Origin of the sequence: Acinetobacter sp. C13 (assembly GCF_016809775.1) — a bacterium.
In the GTDB taxonomy this organism is placed as follows: Bacteria; Pseudomonadota; Gammaproteobacteria; order Pseudomonadales; family Moraxellaceae; genus Acinetobacter; species Acinetobacter pittii.
The window spans coordinates 724,017-739,147 of sequence record NZ_JAFBJL010000002.1; the positions used below are offsets into that span (position 1 = coordinate 724,017).

The following is a 15,131-nucleotide window of genomic DNA, read 5'->3' on the forward strand; positions in this document are numbered from 1 at the left end:
ATCTAAACGTTAAAAGGTAACGTTGGGGTCGAAACTCTCAGGTACCAATGACAGATGGGCTGTACTGATGAAATGTTCTTGCATTTCTGAGGAGTCTGTTATGCCACATGTTATTGTGATAGGTGCGGGAATCACAGGGGTTACCTCTGCTTATGAATTATCGCAACTGGGTTATCAAGTCACAGTGATTGATCGACATTTATATCCTGCAATGGAAACATCATTTGCCAATGGAGGGCAATTATCGGCTTGTAACGCCGAAGTATGGAACCAAAAAGCCACCGTCATTAAAGGCTTTAAATGGATGAGACAAAAAGATGCTCCTCTATTGTTGAACCCTTCATTTAGTTTGCATAAGTATAGTTGGTTGGTTGAATTTCTATCACATATTAAAAACTATGAAGCAAATACGATCGAGACGGTGCGTTTGGCATTGCTTGCTCGTAAGCGTTTGTTTGAAGTTGCTGAAAAAGAGCAGCTTGAGTTTGATTTGGAGAAACGTGGAATCCTCCATATGTATCACAGTAAGGCTGACTACGAGATTGCTAAACAAGTTAATAACGTATTGAACAAAGGTACATTGGAACGCTATTCGGTTTCACCTGATGAAATGAAAACAATAGAACCATCTTTGACGGGTGACTATTTCGGTGGCTATTACACACCAAGTGATGCGACGGGTGATATTCATAAATATTCAACCTCTTTGGCTGAGAAGACTAAGGAATATGGCGTTCAATATAAGTTCGGCCTAGAAGTTATGGATATTAAGTGCAGCGCAGACAAAGTAGTCGTAACTTGTCAGCCAAGTACTGAGCATCCTTATCTGGTTGAGTCCGATAACATTCAGCTTGAAGGTGATGTACTTGTTGTTTGTGGTGGTGTAGGGAGCTATCAACTTGCCGATATGATTGGTGAGAGAGTAAATGTGTATCCAGTAAAAGGTTATTCAATTACCGTGCAATTAAAAGATGAGCACAGTGTAAACAATGCTCCTTGGGTGAGTTTACTAGATGAAAGTGCAAAAATTGTGACTTCTCGTTTAGGTAAAGATCGACTGCGTGTGGCAGGGACTGCTGAGTTTAATGGCTATAACCGCGACATACGGGCTGATCGTATTCAACCATTAGTGAATTGGGTTAATCGTAACTTTGATATTTCAACTGAGCATGTGGTGCCTTGGGCAGGGTTAAGACCAATGATGCCGAATATGCTGCCTGTTGTTAAGCAATCTAAACAACCTCGTGTTTTTTATAATACAGGGCATGGGCATTTAGGTTGGACTTTGTCTGCGGCAACCGCAGTTTTAGTCGGTCAGGATATTGCTCAAAAATATCCAGCGTAGAAAGTAAAAAGCCAGTGTTCAAACACTGGCTTTTATTTAAAGAGTTAATCATATAGGCGGTAGATTCCGCTAAAACGTTCACAGCCTTTTTGCTGGGTTTTCACATTAAGTAAAGCTTTTTGAAAATTAAACTGATATTTACAGTTGTGCTCATTGTCTAAAATTTCACTTTTTTGTTCAGGCGAACTATAGGCCATCAATGAGATTGTTTGCGTTTCTTTGCGATTATTTGGATTGCGGTATGCTATCCCTTCAATCTTAATTTTATCTTTCGCGAGCTGATGGACTTGAATGTGTACAGGCTGAGCTGCTATATGTCCATTTTCAAACTTAAGATAATGCTGGGTAAGCGTTTGCTTAAGTGAAGCATAAAAATTTAAGTCATCAGTACGTAAATCAAACTGTTGTTGAATACATGTATTACTCTTGCATTGCTGAGTATGTTTAGACCATAACTTTTGTGTATCCTGTAAAAGCTGTAAGGGGGCATCAGTAACTAAATATGCAGAAAGATATTTATTATTGAGTTGCTTTCTCGATTCACTAAATGTTTTTGAACAGATTTTAAGCTCAGCTCCAGTATTGGAACAGTCTATTGATTCTGCAAAGACAAGAGGTGAACATAAACAACTCAGTGTCACGACAAAACTTAATCTTTTCAATTGATTCATATCAGTATTAGACAGCATGATCGCTTATACTTTCAGTCTACTTTGCTAGGTGTACTATAGCGAAACAGAACGGCTGAATACAAGATTTCTTAAGTTTTTATGGAAGGTAATAATTTATATGGTTGCTCAGATTCGTATTGGACAAGGAATGGATGTACATGCCTTTGAAGAGGGGAACTTCGTTACATTGGCGGGTATTCAAATTCCACATACACATGGTTTGAAAGCACATTCTGACGGTGACGTTGTACTTCATGCGCTATGTGATGCTTTATTAGGTGCTTTAGCGCTTGGAGATATTGGACAACATTTTCCTGATACTGACCCAGAATACAAAGGCGCAGATAGCCGAGTATTGTTAAAGCATGTTTATCAATTGATCTTAGACCGTGGTTATCAGTTAAATAATGCCGATATTACGGTGGCTTGCGAGCGTCCAAAATTAGCTAAGCATAATCTGGAAATGCGTCAAAGCATTGCTGACGTTCTAAATGTAGATATTAATCAAATTAGCATTAAAGCAACAACAACCGAAAAACTTGGGTTTACCGGTCGTCAAGAAGGTATTTTGGCTACAGCGACTGTTTTAGTCTCTCATCACACCAAGTGATCTGCCTGTTGCAAAGACTGCTGAAGTTCTAAAGTTGCCTTACGGCCTTGTAGCTGTAAGGTAATACTATGAATGAGTCCAGTCCAAGTCTCATTAGGTTCCCAAATTTCGTGCAATAAATCCTGAGAAGTCGGCATATCCATATTCATATAAAACTGTCTATAGACATACATAAGGCAACTTACGCGTTTATTTTTGGCGCAATGTATCCAAACAATTTCATTTTGCACTAAATGATCAATCAAATCTAAAACTAATAAGCACTGCTCAGCAGAAGGCATCTCCCAATCAATTGGAATATGAATATAATTTAAACCAAGGTCTAAACAAATACGGTCTTCATTCTCAAGATGATTTGAAGCATTAGTTAAAGCAAGGTTAATGACTGTGCTGCAACCAAACTCTTTAATCAATTTTAGTTGTTCAGCAGAAGGCTGGGCCGAGCTAAATAAATGTTCATGAATAATCGAAAATGCGGGAATTTGAGATAATGATTGTTCAAGGGTTGTCATGATCGCACTCTACAAGAGTAGGCTTAGCTTATTGTGTAGAATGTTATACACGATTCTAGAGAATAGTTGAAATACAGCCTGCTTATATATTCGGCAACGTTATCAAATTTTTAAAAATAATTAACTGGAAGAGTACAAGTCTTATAAAATAAAAAACAGCATCATTAAGATGCTGTTTTTTTAACTCAAAATTTAAGCTTTTTTTAGATTTTCATTTAATAAAAATTCGACTAAAGCTTTTTGAGCATGGAGACGGTTTTCTGCTTCATCCCATACGACTGCATTTTTATAATCGAGCATGGTTTCAGAAATTTCTTCGCCGCGATGAGCAGGTAAGCAGTGCATGAATAAACAGTCTGGGTGAGCAAGGCTCATTAATTTTTCGTTAACCTGAAAATCAGCAAAGGCTTTTTCACGAAGTTTTTGCTCTTCTTCTTGGCCCATGCTTGCCCATACATCAGTCACAATAAGGTCAGCATTTACTGCTGCATCTTCCGCATTATCATAAAGCTCAACGCAATGACCAAACTCGGCTAAAAATTCAGGTTTAGGTTCATATCCTTTTGGCGATGCAATTTTGAGTTTGAAACCCATCATGTGTGCAGCTTCAATATATGAATTACACATATTATTACCATCACCAATCCAAGCAACGGTTTTGCCTTCAATGCTGCCGCGGTGTTCAATATAAGTTTGTAAGTCAGCAAGTAACTGGCATGGATGATGATCATCAGTTAAGCCGTTAATTACAGGAACTTTTGAATAAGATGCAAAGCGTTCAACAATGTCATGACCAAAAGTACGAATCATCACAATATCAAGCATACTTGAAATTACACGTGCAGAATCTTCGATTGGTTCACCACGGCCTAATTGTGTATCACGAGGCGATAAAAAAATCGCACTACCGCCAAATTGGTTAATACCTGCTTCAAAAGAGATACGTGTACGCGTACTTGATTTCTCAAAAATCATTCCCAATACTTTACCAACAAAAGGCTGGTAGACCTTATTGCCATGTTGCATTTTTTTAAGTTCGCTTGCGCGTTCTAAAATGCGATTAAGTTCTAGAGTGGATAGATCACGTAAAGTCAGGAAATGTCTTAGAGCCATGTAGCTACTCCATAATAATTGTTTTGAAATATAACAATTATCTGTTGTTGGCTGGGTGGATGTGGGAAAAAAGAAGTCTACTATACTATAAGCATTTTAAAATGCAAAAGAATTAGAGTTTATGATGGCCTTTTAAGAAAATATCTACACAATATTCAATATAATCAAAAGCTTCTTTCTCATCTGGAAGAACTGGCATACCCATAATCATACGCCATTCAATATCTCGTAAAATCCCAAAATACATGAGTGAAGAATAATACGGAGAATTACAGGTAATTTCGCCTGATTTATCCGCAAACTCTAATGCTTGAGTAAGTGTATTTTGTAAATTATGTACCCATTTGTCATATAAGTATTGTATGAGGACAGTGTTACATTCGGTCTGTTCAATAATAAGTCTTAAAAATGCAACATGTTCGGGCTGAATAATATGAATATATACACGATTAAGTGTTTGAATCAGATATTCTCTTAAAGTGCTTTTCTCTGGTTGGAATGGAATGCAAATATCTTTAAAAAACATTTCACGTTTATGATCACATATAGCCGTAAAAAGTCCTTCTTTATTGCCAAAATATTTATAAATAGAAGCCTTGGAGCCACCTGCATGATTAACAATATCATCAAGAGATACAGCATCATATCCTTTCTCTAGGAACAGCTCGGTCGCGCTTAACAATAGAGCTAAACGACGTTCAATACCGCGGCGTGTTTGAGGTTTCTCACATGCAAGGTGATGTGAATCCAGGACTGAATCATGCATAAAATTTAATAACAACAACTGACTTTGCTTATCTAGTATAGCAAAACTATCTTTAGTGATGGTCATAACCATTTTTTTAGATCATATGCTGAACAGTAAGTGGCTAATTCAAAAAATAAACTAATAGAAAATATAAGCTTAGTGTTGGTTGTAGAAGACTTTAATGATGTAACCTCATGTTTACATTATATTTTAATGAAAAATCTGATTGAAAAAAGCGGCTAAGAATGACTTAACCGCTCTCAAGTTAAATAATGAGATTTCTAGGCTTCAGTTTGAGTAACCTTGTGCTCATCTTCTTCGTCATCATCTGCAGAATCCATTCCAAGTTCTTTTAACTTGCGTGTTAAGGTATTGCGACCCCAACCCAATAATTCTGCTGCATGACGTTTGCGTCCACGTGTTTGTTGCAAGGCTGCGTTAATCAACGTGCGTTCAAACATTGGTGTGGCAATATCCAAAATTTTCATTTCACCATTTTTAAGCTTTTGAATAGCCCATTGATTTAGTAGTTCATCCCAATGGTGTAGAGAAATACGCTCAAATGAAGGTGTGGGTTGTCCAGAATCACTATTCTTTTGCAATGGAACTTGTTTGAGCTCAGAAGGTAAATCTTCTGGATAAACTTCGCGGCCAGTAATCATTACGGTTAACCAGCGGCAAGTATTTTCAAGTTGTCGTACGTTACCCGGCCATGGTAACTGTTGCATATAGTCCGTTGTTTCAGTGCGTAAGATTTTTGGACTTACGCCAAGCTCTTTACCTGCACGCGCAAGGAAATGCTGCGCAAGCATTGGAATATCTTCACTACGGTGGGCAAGCTTAGGAATGTGAATACGAATCACATTTAAGCGGTGATATAAGTCTTCACGGAAGCGACCTTCATTTACTAGTTTTTCTAAATCTTGATGTGTTGCCGCCACGATTCGAACATCAACTTTAACTGGAATGTGTCCACCTACACGATAGAATTCACCGTCAGCGAGTACGCGAAGCAATCGAGTCTGAGTTTCAAATGGCATATCACCAATTTCATCAAGGAATAATGTTCCGCCATTTGCCTGCTCAAAGCGGCCTTGATGTTGAGTATTCGCGCCTGTAAATGCTCCTTTCTCATGACCAAATAACTCGGTTTCAATCAAGTCTTTTGGAATTGCCGCCATATTTAAGGCAATAAAAGGCTTAGCACGGCGTGGAGAATGTTTGTGTAAAGCATGAGCAACTAATTCTTTACCTGTACCCGATTCACCATTAATTAAAACAGTAATATGAGATTGCGATAAACGGCCGATAGCACGGAAAACCTCCTGCATTGCTGGAGATTCACCAATAATTTCTGTTGATTGAAGAGGTGAGGCTGTTTTTGTAGCTTCTTGCTGTTGTAGTTTATTAATATGCAGGATTGCGCGATTGACTAAAGCTAAAGCTTCATCAATATCAAAAGGCTTTGGTAAATATTCAAATGCACCTGTTTGATAGCTTGATACAGCTGACTCTAAGTCAGAATGTGCTGTCATAATAATGACAGGTAAATCTGGATGAGTGTTTTTGACTTTAGATAAAAAAGTTAAACCATCAATTCCAGGCATGCGGATGTCAGTTAAGATGACATCGGGAGCATCATGGTGCAAACGTTCAAGCGCAGTTTGAGCTTCTTCAAAATTGGTAACATCAAAACCTTCCTCTTTAAAGGTCTTTTCCAATACCCATCGCATGGCGCGATCATCATCAATAACCCATATTTTATTTCGCGACACGGTCTGACTCCCAAGGTAAATATAAGCTAAAAATTGTTTTTCCAGGAACAGATTGGCATTCAATCATTCCGTTATGTTGATGCATAATATTCTGTGCAATACTCAGGCCAAGCCCAGTACCTTTTGCTCGTCCAGTAACCAATGGATAGAATACTGACTCCAAAATACTTTCAGGAATGCCTGGTCCATTGTCCTCTATATCGACTCGCACTGTAGATCGATTTAGTACACCATTAATCGTGACAAGACGTTGTATACGTGTACGTAGAATTAACTCTGGTTCGTGATCTATAAAAAATGCTTTGTTTTCTGTTATGGCTTGAATTGCATTTACACTAATGTTGAGCATGACTTGTATTAACTGATCACGATCGGCATTAACATCGGGTAAAGACAGATCATAATCCCGTATAATTTTGATTTTCTTCTTTGTCTGGTTGGCGATAAGTGAACGCACTCGCTCCAAAGGCTCGTGTACGTTAACGTTTTCATAACTTGGGAGTTGTCTAGAACCCAACATAGTATCTGCCAAGTTAGTTAAACGATCTACTTCATTAATAATGACATCTGTAAATTCAGCATAACTCTTATCATTCAAACTGCGCGCGAGTAATTGAGTTGCACCACGAATACCTGCCAGTGGGTTCTTAATTTCGTGCGCAACGCCACGTACAAGTTGTCTGGCTACCTGATGTTGTTGTACCAGATTTTCTTCTTTAGAAATCTTTAACATACGATCAATCGGGTTGAGCTCAATTAAGAGTAATGGGTGATAACTTTTACCAGCATTTAATTGAGAAACTGTGTAATCGACATGAAGGTCTTTAAAGTTGACATTAATAACCGCTTCTCGACGGGTATAAGGTTGACCCGTTTTAATAGTGTTTAATAACGCCTCATGTGTATTAAAATTATCATCTGGTGCATGAAGTAAGTTCAAAACCGGCTGTCCTGAAGCTCGAAGCAAACTAATGTCAAATAGTGCTTCGCAGGCAGAATTTAAGTAAAAAATATTCAAGTTACTATCGATCAATAAAATCGCAGTAGTTAAGTTGTCTACCAATAGGCGATAGTCGATAGGGTTGTGTTGATCCATTAGCGAATCGTTCCTGTCTTAAAATAGCGCAATGGCATCTTCATTGGTTATCGGATTTTCACCGTTATAGAACATGAACGATGCAAAATATACGCCAACTTTGTTTATGGGTTATTTTAAAGTTTTAAAGTATTTAAAAACGCGCTGAAATCGGTCTTTATATCGGTTGATCAAAACTGATGGCTTAAATATAGATAATAACATGATCCAACTTGGTGCAAAGATGAGTTTTGGTGCAAATGTTGGTCGTATTTTGGTGCATTACACAAAGAGTAGGCTTTCCACCTATGCTTGAGACAAGAAAAGACATACAATACGCGCATTCAAGTGGAGCGCAGATTCATGAAGACCCCCAAAGTCGGTTTTGTTTCTTTAGGTTGTCCTAAGGCATTGGTAGATTCTGAACGAATTTTAACTCAGTTAAAGACTGAAGGTTATCAAGTTGCATCAGATTATGATGGTGCTGATTTAGTTGTTGTTAATACCTGTGGTTTTATCGAATCTGCGGTACAAGAGTCGCTAGATGCAATTGGCGAGGCCATGAGTGAAAATGGTCGAGTAATCGTTACTGGATGCTTAGGTAAAGACGAAGATAAAATTCGTCAAATGCATCCAAACGTTTTAAAGGTTACTGGTGCAGCAGCTTATCAAGATGTAATGGAAGCTGTACATGAATATGTCCCAGCACCACCTAAACACAACCCGTTTGTTGATTTGGTTCCTGAACAAGGAATTCGTTTAACACCAAAACATTATGCCTATTTAAAAATATCTGAAGGATGTAACCACCGTTGTACCTTCTGTATTATCCCAAGTATGCGTGGCGATCTAGTATCGCGTCCAGTTGGAAGTGTACTGGAAGAAGCCGCTGCGCTTAAAAGAGCAGGTGTTAAAGAAATCTTGGTTATTTCCCAAGATACATCAGCATATGGTGTAGATACCAAGTACAAACTTGATTTCTGGAATGGCCAGCCTGTTAAAACAAAATTCTTTGATATGTGTGAAGCACTAGGTCAACTTGGCATCTGGGTGCGCTTACATTATGTTTATCCATACCCACATGTTGATGCGGTTATTGACTTAATGGCACAAGGTAAAATTCTGCCATATCTTGATATTCCATTCCAACATGCAAGCCCGCGTATTCTTAAGTTAATGAAGCGTCCGGCTCACAGTGAAAATACACTCGAAAAAATTAAATTGTGGCGTGAAAAATGCCCGGATCTTGTGATTCGTTCTACATTTGTAGTGGGTTTCCCAGGCGAAACTGAAGAAGATTTTCAAATATTGCTCGATTGGTTGGTTGAAGCTGAACTTGATCGTGTTGGCTGCTTTACCTACTCACCAGTAGAAGGCGCTACGGCAAATGATTTACCCGATCATGTGCCTGAAGAAATTAAGCAAGAGCGTTACGAGCGCTTTATGCAAGTGCAGCAACAAATTTCTGCTGCTAAGTTGCAAAAACGTATTGGTCAAACGATGACTGTATTAGTCGATAGTTTGGAAGATGAATATCCTGTTGCTGTTGCACGTTCTTATGCTGATGCTCCGGAAATTGACGGTAATGTCTTTGTAGAAGATATCGATAAGAGCACTATTCAACCAGGCGATATGTTGGAAGTCGAAATCACCGATGCGGATGAATACGACTTATTTGCAAAGTTAATTAAAATTAAGTCGGTTTAATCGATAACGATTCAAAAAAGCATTCAGTTTAAGAGGTTTTGGAGCAAACTCATGGCGGAAACAATTAGCCCCCGTTATTCACGCATTTTATTAAAACTATCTGGTGAAGCATTATCAGGTAACAAAGACATGGGTATTGATGCCCAAGTTCTTGATCAAATGTCCCTTTCAATTGCTCACTTAGTTGGCTTAGGTGTGCAAGTGGGTATCGTTGTTGGTGGCGGTAACTTGTATCGTGGTAGTCAGTTGCAAAAAGATGGCTTGGTTGGTCGTGTAACAGGCGATCAAATGGGTATGCTTGCAACTGTAATGAATGGCTTGGCTATGCGTGATGCATTGGTTCGCCGTAATATCAGAACTCGCCTTATGTCTGCATTACCAATTGGTACAGTAGTAGAGTCTTATTCAAGTCGTGATGCTATCCGTCACTTGAGTCAGGGTGAAGTTTGTGTTTTTGTTGCTGGTACGGGAAATCCATTCTTTACGACTGATACGGCAGCTTGCTTACGTGGAATTGAAATTGAAGCAAATTTAATTCTAAAAGCGACCAAGGTAGATGGCGTATATAATAAAGATCCAAGTAAATACGAAGATGCTGTTAAATATGATCATTTAACCTTTGATCAGGTATTAGATGAAAAACTTGGTGTTATGGATTTGACAGCTATTTGTTTATGTCGTGACCATAATGTGCCATTACAAGTTTTTGATATGAATAAATCAGGTGCGCTATTGTCAGTAGTCATGGGCGAAAAAGAAGGTACACGCGTTACTAAATAATGTACGTGTTGACGAAAGCTCTTTATACTAGCGCTAAATTAAATTTGTTAAAACATCCTTGAATAAATAAGTAAGGTAGATCATATGATTAACGATCTGAAAAAAGACAGCGAACAGCGTATGTTGAAAACTCTTGAGTCTTTGGAACTCGGGTTTGCTAAAGTTCGTACCGGCCGTGCGCACCCATCAATCTTAAATGGGGTAATGGTTCCTTACTACGGTTCTGATGTGCCTTTAAATCAAGTGGCAAACGTTGGGGTTGAAGATTCTCGTACACTTCTTGTTCAGCCATTTGAACGTACAATGGTTTCAGCTATTGATAAGGCAATTCGTGAGAGTGATCTTGGTTTAAACCCGATTACTGCGGATGCAATTCGTGTACCTTTACCTGCATTAACTGAAGAAACACGTCGTGATATGCAAAAAATTGCGCGTAGCGAAGCTGAAAATGCAAAAGTTGCAATTCGTAATATTCGTCGTGATGTATTAGGTGATATCAAAGCATTATTAAAAGAGAAAGAAATCTCTGAAGATGATGAGCGCCGTGCAGGTGACGATATCCAGAAAATCACTGACAAATATGTTGCAGAAGTAGACAAGCGTCTTGCAGCGAAAGAAGCAGAATTGATGAAGGTCTAATTTTATGACCGATTCAGAAGAGTATCATCTTCCTAAGCATGTTGCCATCATCATGGATGGCAACAACCGCTTTGCAAAAAAAAATCAAATGCAAAAAGGTGATGGACATCGAGAGGGTAAAAATGTTCTTGATCCTATCGTTGAACATTGTAAAAAAACAGGTATTCGTGCTTTAACGGTTTTTGCATTTTCAAGCGAAAACTGGAATCGACCACAATTTGAAGTCGATCTGCTTATGAAGCTTCTTGAAGAAACTATTCATGAGCAAATACCTCGCATGAAGAAATTTAATATTGCTTTGCGTTTCATAGGTGATCGTTCCAGATTACCGTCACACCTAGTTGCCTTAATGGAAGATGCAGAGCAACAGACAGCACACCATAACACTATGACCTTAACTATTGCTGTGAGCTATGGTGGGATGTGGGATATTGCAAATGCAGCAAAACAAGTTGCTGAAGCGGTTTCCCGTGGTGAATTTGGTGCTGATCAAATAAATGTTGATTTGTTCGAAAAATATGTCAGTCTAAACGATCTGCCTGCTGTGGACTTATTGATCCGTACAGGTGGAGATTATCGCATATCTAATTTCTTGTTATGGCAAGCAGCATATGCTGAACTGTATTTTACTGATACTTTATGGCCAGAATTTACAGTACAAGAATTCGATCATGCATTGAATGTTTTTTCGGGACGTGAACGTCGTTTTGGCAAAACATCTGAACAAATTCAGCAAGAGAAAATAGAGAACTTATAATGTTAGAGCGGATTGTTACCGCATTGGTACTTGTCGCAGTTGTTTTAGGCTGTATGTTTGCTACGCAATCACATTATCCAATGTTGGTTCTTATGATTGTAGCAGCAGGGGTTGCGGGGTATGAATGGTATAAATTAATGCCCCATGAAACTGTAAATGCTGTAAAGCCAAAAGCTTGGTGCTACGGTCTGCTTGTTGCATTCGTTTCGGGCGTTGCTCTATTTTTCCATGATATTGCATTACTTTTGTGGTCAGCTTCAATTTTGACTTGGCTTGTAAGCGTTTATTGGGTCAAATCTTTTCCTGAATTTGATGGGTGGTATAACGCTACTCTATATGTAATTGGTATTATTTTAGTTTGTGCTGCGGTCACTTCAATTTTTGTTGTCTGGCAAAGTTCGCCATGGTGGTTAATGTATCTGTTCTTACTCGTGTGGGGTGCAGATAGTGGTGCTTACTTTGTTGGCCGTAAATTTGGTAAAAGAAAACTAGCACCAACCGTAAGTCCGAACAAATCAGTAGAAGGCTTGTATGGTGGTATTATCACGACCATACTGGTAATGTTGGTTGTGCAATATCAGTATCTAAATTTAACTTTAATTCAGCAAATCCTGTTTCTTATCTTGTCACTGATTACAGTATTCGGTTCAGTTTTAGGTGATTTATTTGAGTCAATGATTAAACGTCGTGCTGGTATTAAAGATTCTGGACGTGTACTACCTGGTCATGGTGGTGTTTTAGATCGTATTGATTCTTTACTTGCTGCAGCCCCGATCTTTGCAACGGGAATGTATATATTAAAACTTATTGGTGTAGATTTATAAATGACACAATCTGTTTGCATATTGGGTGTAACCGGTTCCATTGGGCAAAGTACCTTAAAAATTTTAAATCAACATCCTGATAAGTATTCAGTATTTGCAATTTCAGCTCATAGTCGAATTTCTGAATTGGTTAATATATGTAAACAATTTCAACCAAAAGTTGTAGTTGTTCCAAAGCAAAAAGTTGACGAATTAGCAGTTTTATTTGTAAAGAATGAATTACAAGATATTGAAATTTTGACTGATCAGGAAGGGCTAGTAAGTATCGCATCTCATCCAGATGTTGATGTAGTTATGGCTGCAATTGTTGGAGCAGCTGGTTTATTACCAACATTAGCGGCTGTAAAAGCTGGTAAACGCGTATTGCTTGCTAATAAAGAAGCTTTGGTCATGTCTGGTGAAATCATGATGCAAGCAGCACGTGATCATCAGGCATTATTATTACCGGTAGATTCAGAACACAATGCTATTTTTCAATCATTACCTCATAATTATTTAGAGGCTGAAAGAAATGGACAACCGCAACAGGGTGTATCAAGAATCTTATTGACCGCTTCAGGTGGACCATTTTTAAACCATTCGTTAGAACAATTAGAAAAAGTTACTCCTGCACAGGCTTGTAAGCATCCCAACTGGTCTATGGGGCAGAAAATCTCAGTTGACTCAGCTACTCTTATGAATAAAGGGTTAGAGTTGATCGAGGCATGTCATTTGTTTTCAATATCTGAACATTTTGTTACAGTTGTTGTTCATCCACAAAGTATTATTCATTCTATGGTGCAATATGTTGATGGTTCAACATTGGCGCAAATGGGTAATCCAGACATGTGTACACCGATTGCCCATGCATTAGCATGGCCAGAACGTTTACAGACTAGTGTTCCTGCTTTAGATTTATTTGAGTATTCTCAGCTTAATTTTCAAGCACCGGATATCCAGAAATTTCCAGCACTTGATTTAGCCCGTCAGGCAATGCGTGCAGGAGGGCTGGCACCTACTATTTTAAATGCTGCAAATGAAGTTGCTGTTGCTGCATTTTTAAAGGAACAGATTGGATTTACAAATATCCCACAAGTGGTAGAGCATACTTTGCAAAAATTGGAAAACTCAGTTGCTGATAATATCGAGTCTATTTTAAATAAAGATAAAGTAGCACGACATGTAGCACAGCAGTATATATCAAGTATAGGAGGCTGAAATGAGTGCATTATTTATGATTGCAGCAGCAGCTCTCTTGCTCGGTCCATTAATTGCAATTCATGAGTTCGGTCATTATTGGGTGGCACGAAAACTTGGTGTTAAAGTTTTAGTCTATTCCATCGGTTTTGGTCCGACATTACTTAAATGGACATCAAAAAAATCTGGAATTAAGTACCAACTTTCAGCTTTGCCTCTAGGTGGTTATGTAAAAATGCTCGATGAGCGCGAAGGTAATGTTGCAGAGCAAGATTTACCTTATGCATTTAACCGTCAAAAACCATGGAAGCGTATAGCAATTGTTGCGGCTGGACCTTTAATTAATTTGATTTTTGCTGTTTTACTTTTCTGGATTTTATTTTTACCAGCACAGGAACAACTAAATACAAGAGTGGGTAAAGTTATACCCAACTCGCCAGCTGCAACAGCTCAACTACAAGTAGGTGACAAGATTATTGCTGTTGACGGAAAGGAAACGCAAACTTGGGAAAAACTTAACTTTGCTTTGATTGATCGTGTAGGTGAAACTGGTAGCTTGAATATCGATGTAGATCGTGCAGGTACTGAGAAAAATATTGTTTTACCAATTAAAGATTTTTTAAAAAACCAAAATGAATCAGCTTTAGATGTATTAGGTTTTTTACCTTATCGTCCCGTTATTCCCGCTGTTGTAACTGAGTTGACTGCAGATGGGGCAGCAATTCGTCAAGGAATGAAAGTCGGTGATCGTATTGTTTCAATTAATGGTCAAGTGATGAAAGACTGGTTTGATGTTGTGGAAGTTGTGCAACATTCACCAGAAAAATTACTTGGTATTGATGTGTTACGTAATGGTCAGCTCGTTCATTTGCAAGTTATGCCTCAAGGAAAGCGTGACAATATGGGGCAAGTGAGTGGGGTTTTAGGCGTAAAAAGTGATGCAGGAAAAATTACAATTCCTGACGAATATAAGCAAACAATTCAATATACTCCATTACAAGCTTTCCAGATGTCGCTAGATAAGACTGGCCAAATCTCTAGCATGATATTGAGTTCAATAGTAAAAATGGTTAAGGGTTTAATTGGTCTAGAGAACCTTTCTGGACCAATTACAATCGCAAAAGTAGCGGGACAAAGTGCAGAAATGGGATGGCAGACTTTTATCTCATTTATGGCTTTAATGAGCGTAAGTCTTGGAATTTTAAATTTATTGCCAATTCCAATGCTTGATGGTGGACATCTCGTTTATTACATTATTGAAGCTATTCGTGGGAAGCCTGTTTCTGAACAAATACAAATGTTTGGTCTAAAAATTGGTATGGTACTGCTCGGTAGTATGATGCTTTTAGCTTTATTTAACGATTTTATGCGTTTGTAAACGTATATGGATTTATAACTT

15 protein-coding genes are annotated in these 15,131 nt (G+C 38.3%); 9 read left to right on the forward strand and 6 right to left on the reverse strand.

Annotated elements, in window-relative coordinates:
- Positions 1–100 precede the first annotated feature (100 nt).
- A complete protein-coding gene (locus tag JGE69_RS08615) occupies positions 101–1,345 on the forward strand; it encodes a D-amino acid dehydrogenase (RefSeq protein WP_032006893.1) in 1,245 nt (414 codons plus the stop codon).
- Between the two features lie 44 nt (positions 1,346–1,389).
- On the opposite strand, the gene JGE69_RS08620 is transcribed toward JGE69_RS08615, so the two are convergent.
- Entirely contained in the window at positions 1,390–2,034 is a 645-nt protein-coding gene (locus JGE69_RS08620) for a hypothetical protein (protein ID WP_016140721.1), read from the reverse strand.
- 100 nt (positions 2,035–2,134) lie between these two features.
- Between JGE69_RS08620 and ispF the strand changes: the two genes are divergently transcribed.
- Positions 2,135–2,626 carry a 2-C-methyl-D-erythritol 2,4-cyclodiphosphate synthase gene (ispF, locus tag JGE69_RS08625; protein ID WP_002115651.1) on the forward strand — a complete coding sequence of 164 codons (492 nt, stop codon included), beginning with the start codon at positions 2,135–2,137 and terminating at the stop codon, positions 2,624–2,626.
- Here the strand turns inward: ispF and JGE69_RS08630 are convergent.
- The 5 genes from JGE69_RS08630 to glnL all read right to left on the reverse strand — a co-directional run bounded on the left by JGE69_RS08630 (position 2,614) and on the right by glnL (position 7,870).
- Positions 2,614–3,138: a protein tyrosine phosphatase family protein gene (locus tag JGE69_RS08630; protein WP_064784882.1), complete on the reverse strand. Its 525-nt coding sequence runs from the start codon at positions 3,136–3,138 to the stop codon at positions 2,614–2,616. The genes ispF and JGE69_RS08630 overlap by 13 nt on opposite strands.
- A gap of 192 nt (positions 3,139–3,330) precedes the next feature.
- Positions 3,331–4,251 carry an ornithine carbamoyltransferase gene (gene argF / locus JGE69_RS08635; protein ID WP_199112757.1) on the reverse strand — a complete coding sequence of 307 codons (921 nt, stop codon included), beginning with the start codon at positions 4,249–4,251 and terminating at the stop codon, positions 3,331–3,333.
- A gap of 112 nt (positions 4,252–4,363) precedes the next feature.
- Positions 4,364–5,017 (reverse strand): TetR/AcrR family transcriptional regulator, encoded by a 654-nt coding sequence (locus JGE69_RS08640; protein WP_199113248.1) that lies wholly within the window; start codon positions 5,015–5,017, stop codon positions 4,364–4,366.
- Positions 5,018–5,280: 263 nt separating this feature from the next.
- Positions 5,281–6,774, reverse strand: coding sequence for a nitrogen regulation protein NR(I) (glnG, locus tag JGE69_RS08645; protein WP_199112756.1), 1,494 nt, complete (start codon positions 6,772–6,774; stop codon positions 5,281–5,283).
- Positions 6,761–7,870 carry a nitrogen regulation protein NR(II) gene (gene glnL, locus JGE69_RS08650; protein ID WP_199112755.1) on the reverse strand — a complete coding sequence of 370 codons (1,110 nt, stop codon included), beginning with the start codon at positions 7,868–7,870 and terminating at the stop codon, positions 6,761–6,763. The genes glnG and glnL overlap by 14 nt, the downstream gene beginning before the upstream one ends.
- Before the next feature lie 342 nt (positions 7,871–8,212).
- On the opposite strand from glnL, the gene rimO reads away from it, so the two are divergent.
- The 7 genes from rimO (at position 8,213) to rseP (ending at position 15,110) form a co-directional block, all read left to right on the forward strand.
- On the forward strand, positions 8,213–9,556 hold the full coding sequence (gene rimO / locus JGE69_RS08660) for a 30S ribosomal protein S12 methylthiotransferase RimO (protein WP_002115588.1): 1,344 nt from the start codon (positions 8,213–8,215) through the stop codon (positions 9,554–9,556).
- Positions 9,557–9,607: 51 nt separating this feature from the next.
- A complete protein-coding gene (gene pyrH, locus JGE69_RS08665; RefSeq protein WP_000852257.1) occupies positions 9,608–10,336 on the forward strand; it encodes a UMP kinase in 729 nt (242 codons plus the stop codon).
- Between the two features lie 84 nt (positions 10,337–10,420).
- Positions 10,421–10,975 carry a ribosome recycling factor gene (gene frr, locus JGE69_RS08670; protein ID WP_002115638.1) on the forward strand — a complete coding sequence of 185 codons (555 nt, stop codon included), beginning with the start codon at positions 10,421–10,423 and terminating at the stop codon, positions 10,973–10,975.
- 4 nt (positions 10,976–10,979) lie between these two features.
- The gene (gene uppS, locus JGE69_RS08675) at positions 10,980–11,732 is read left to right on the forward strand and encodes a polyprenyl diphosphate synthase (RefSeq protein WP_002115643.1); all 753 of its coding nucleotides are present in this window, start codon (positions 10,980–10,982) and stop codon (positions 11,730–11,732) included.
- Positions 11,732–12,556, forward strand: a complete 825-nt coding sequence (locus tag JGE69_RS08680; RefSeq protein ID WP_017385994.1) for a phosphatidate cytidylyltransferase — start codon at positions 11,732–11,734, stop codon at positions 12,554–12,556. The genes uppS and JGE69_RS08680 overlap by 1 nt, the downstream gene beginning before the upstream one ends.
- The gene (gene ispC, locus JGE69_RS08685; RefSeq protein ID WP_199112754.1) at positions 12,557–13,753 is read left to right on the forward strand and encodes a 1-deoxy-D-xylulose-5-phosphate reductoisomerase; all 1,197 of its coding nucleotides are present in this window, start codon (positions 12,557–12,559) and stop codon (positions 13,751–13,753) included. It abuts the gene before it with no gap.
- 1 nt (position 13,754) lies between these two features.
- Positions 13,755–15,110, forward strand: a complete 1,356-nt coding sequence (gene rseP / locus JGE69_RS08690) for an RIP metalloprotease RseP (RefSeq protein WP_032003818.1) — start codon at positions 13,755–13,757, stop codon at positions 15,108–15,110.
- Positions 15,111–15,131: the final 21 nt, after the last annotated feature.

Coding starts and splice junctions, on each gene's coding strand:
- ispF (WP_002115651.1), top strand. CDS start 2,135: ATGGTTGCTCAGATTCGTATTGGACAAGGAATGGATGTACATGCCTTT.
- uppS (WP_002115643.1), top strand. CDS start 10,980: ATGACCGATTCAGAAGAGTATCATCTTCCTAAGCATGTTGCCATCATC.
- frr (WP_002115638.1), top strand. CDS start 10,421: ATGATTAACGATCTGAAAAAAGACAGCGAACAGCGTATGTTGAAAACT.
- JGE69_RS08680 (WP_017385994.1), top strand. CDS start 11,732: ATGTTAGAGCGGATTGTTACCGCATTGGTACTTGTCGCAGTTGTTTTA.
- argF (WP_199112757.1), bottom strand. CDS start 4,251: ATGGCTCTAAGACATTTCCTGACTTTACGTGATCTATCCACTCTAGAA.
- JGE69_RS08615 (WP_032006893.1), top strand. CDS start 101: ATGCCACATGTTATTGTGATAGGTGCGGGAATCACAGGGGTTACCTCT.
- JGE69_RS08640 (WP_199113248.1), bottom strand. CDS start 5,017: ATGCATGATTCAGTCCTGGATTCACATCACCTTGCATGTGAGAAACCT.
- pyrH (WP_000852257.1), top strand. CDS start 9,608: ATGGCGGAAACAATTAGCCCCCGTTATTCACGCATTTTATTAAAACTA.
- JGE69_RS08630 (WP_064784882.1), bottom strand. CDS start 3,138: ATGACAACCCTTGAACAATCATTATCTCAAATTCCCGCATTTTCGATT.
- ispC (WP_199112754.1), top strand. CDS start 12,557: ATGACACAATCTGTTTGCATATTGGGTGTAACCGGTTCCATTGGGCAA.
- glnL (WP_199112755.1), bottom strand. CDS start 7,870: ATGGATCAACACAACCCTATCGACTATCGCCTATTGGTAGACAACTTA.
- rseP (WP_032003818.1), top strand. CDS start 13,755: ATGAGTGCATTATTTATGATTGCAGCAGCAGCTCTCTTGCTCGGTCCA.
- rimO (WP_002115588.1), top strand. CDS start 8,213: ATGAAGACCCCCAAAGTCGGTTTTGTTTCTTTAGGTTGTCCTAAGGCA.
- JGE69_RS08620 (WP_016140721.1), bottom strand. CDS start 2,034: ATGCTGTCTAATACTGATATGAATCAATTGAAAAGATTAAGTTTTGTC.